Source organism: Amycolatopsis sp. TRM77291 (assembly GCF_054166285.1).
In genome coordinates, this window is sequence record NZ_JBSZHF010000012.1 from 1 (window position 1) to 2,332 (window position 2,332).

A 2,332-nucleotide genomic window follows, 5' to 3' on the forward strand; every position below is an offset into this window, starting at 1 on the left:
GCCGCCCCCGCGTCGTCCCCGCCGCCCGATGCAGCGGCCGGTGCAGCAGACGCCGGTCCCGCCGAGGTCCGAGATGGACCGGCTCACGATGACCGACGAGCTCGAGGCGATCGACGACGCGACGATCACCAAGCGCAAGATCGACCACACGCTGGCCCGGTTCTCCGCCGCGCACGACGAGCTCGAAGCCGAAGAGGCCAAGAAACGCGAGCGCCGCGAACGGCTCGCCGCCCGCCCCGCCGCGCTGCTGGAGCAGACCCGCACGGCGTTGCAGCGCGTGGTCACGACCACCGATTCCATGCCGGCGGAAGCCGCCGAGGAGTCGGCCCCGCAGACCCGTCTGCAGGAGAAGAAGGAACGCAAGACCAAGCAGACGGCCAAGGCGGGCCGGATCGCCGCCGCCGTGGTCGCCGCGCTCGTGTTCCTCTCCATCGGCTCGGCGTGGGGCGCCCAGACCTGGTTCGACGCGAAGTTCAACACGGTCGCTTCGCTCGACGAAGATTCGGCCGACATCCAGGACGCCGCGGGCCAGACCGGCGACGAGAACTTCCTGATGGTCGGCTCCGACACGCGTGACGGCGCGGCCGCCGAAGACGGCGTCGGCGACGCCGACGGGACCCCGGGCGCCCGGTCGGACACGGTCATGATCGCGCACGTCCCCGCCGACCGGCAGCGCGTCGTCATGGTGTCCTTCCCGCGCGACCTCGAGATCAACCGGCCCGAATGCAAGCGCTGGGACCCGGCGACGTCGTCGTACTCGGAGGAGTCCGCGCCGGCGCAGAAGATCGCGAAGCTGAACACGGCCTACGCGGTCGGCGGCCCGCAGTGCGTCACGAAGGTCATCCAGCAGATCACCGGCATGAAGATGAACCACTTCGTCGGGATCGACTTCAACGGCTTCAAATCCATGGTCGACGCCGTGCAGGGCGTCACCGTGTACAACGAGAAACCGGTCGACGACACCACGCTCGGCATGATCATCCCGCAGGCGGGCGAGGTCCGGATCTCCGGTGACCAGGCGCTGAACTACGTCCGGGCGCGGCACGTCAAGGGCGACCCGACGTCGGACTACGGCCGGATCAAACGGCAGCAGGCCTTCCTCGGCGCGCTGCTGAAGACGGTGATGTCGAAGGACGTCATCCTGGACACCGGCAAGCTCAGCGGGTTCATCGACGCGTTCGCCAAGGCGACCTTCGGCGAGAATATCGGCATCAACCAGATGATGACGCTGGCGAAGTCGATGCGCGGGATGGGTTCGGACAAGGTCAAGTTCCTCACCGTGCCCACCACCGAAGAGGCGAACAAGCGCGGCAACGAGGTGTTGGTGCAGAGCCGGGCGAAGGCCGTCTTCGACGCGCTGATCAACAACACCCCGCTGGAAGAGAAGGCGCCGGCGCCCCCAGCGAGCGAGAAGGCACCCGCTCCGACCAGCTCCGCCAAGTCCGGCGCCGCCAAGAAGAGCAGCAGCTCAGGCTGAGGAGCATTCGTTAGTCCGGGTTCACGTCAGGTTCACTCTGGGATGCGGCTTTTGGACCCTGTTGCCCGTAGGGTTGGGCCATGCGTGAGGCTTACCATGTCGAACTCGAACAGCTCGCCGAGAACCTAGCGAGCATGTCGCTCCAGGTCGCCGACGCGATGGAGCGGGCGACCCGGGCGTTGCTCGAGGTCGATCTCGGACTCGCCGAGCAGGTGATCAGCGACGACGCGAAGGTCGACGACGCGCGCGCCGAATGCGAGGAGCAGGCGTACGCGCTGCTGGCCCTGCAGGCACCCGTCGCGACCGACCTGCGGACCGTCCTCGCCGCGATCCACGCGGCGGAGAGCCTGGAGCGGATGGGCGACCTGGCGCTGCACGTGGCCAAGGCCGCGCGCCGCCGTCACCCGGACCCCGTGCTCCCCGAAGAGGTGAAGGCGGACTTCGCCAAGATGGGCGAGGTCGGCGTCAGCCTGGCCCGCCAGGTCGAGCAGGTCATCAAGTCCAAGGACGTCGAGGCCGCCCGCACGATCGAGTCGGACGACGACGAGGTCGACGAGATCCACAAGCACCTGTTCACGGTCATCATGGACCGGAACTGGGACCACGGCGTCGCCGCGGCCGTGGACGTCACCCTGCTGGGCCGCTTCTACGAGCGCTTCGCCGACCACGCCGTCTCGGTCGCGCGCCGGATGATCTTCGTGGTGACCGGCAAGATGCCCGGCTACGGACCCGACGAGCTTTAGGACTGAAGGGGACTTTCCCGGATAGGACGTGCGAAAGGCCCTTCACCGCATCTCACGCGGTGAAGGGCCTTTCGTCGTCTCCCCGCCCCTGCGCACCTGTCGCGAAAGCCAC

Annotated in this window: 2 protein-coding genes; both read left to right on the plus strand. The window is 68.1% G+C overall.

Features of this window, described 5'->3' with window-relative positions:
- A partial coding sequence (locus ACXIZN_RS43080; protein ID WP_457960764.1) for an LCP family protein occupies window positions 1-1,477 on the plus strand: 1,477 nt, incomplete at its 5' end.
- Between the two features lie 80 nt (window positions 1,478-1,557).
- On the plus strand, window positions 1,558-2,220 hold the full coding sequence (phoU, locus tag ACXIZN_RS43085) for a phosphate signaling complex protein PhoU (RefSeq protein ID WP_016337999.1): 663 nt from the start codon (window positions 1,558-1,560) through the stop codon (window positions 2,218-2,220).
- The last annotated feature ends 112 nt before the right edge of the window (window positions 2,221-2,332 follow it).

Excerpts from the sequence above, each read along its gene's own strand:
- phoU (WP_016337999.1), top strand. The coding sequence starts at position 1,558 with ATGCGTGAGGCTTACCATGTCGAACTCGAACAGCTCGCCGAGAACCTA.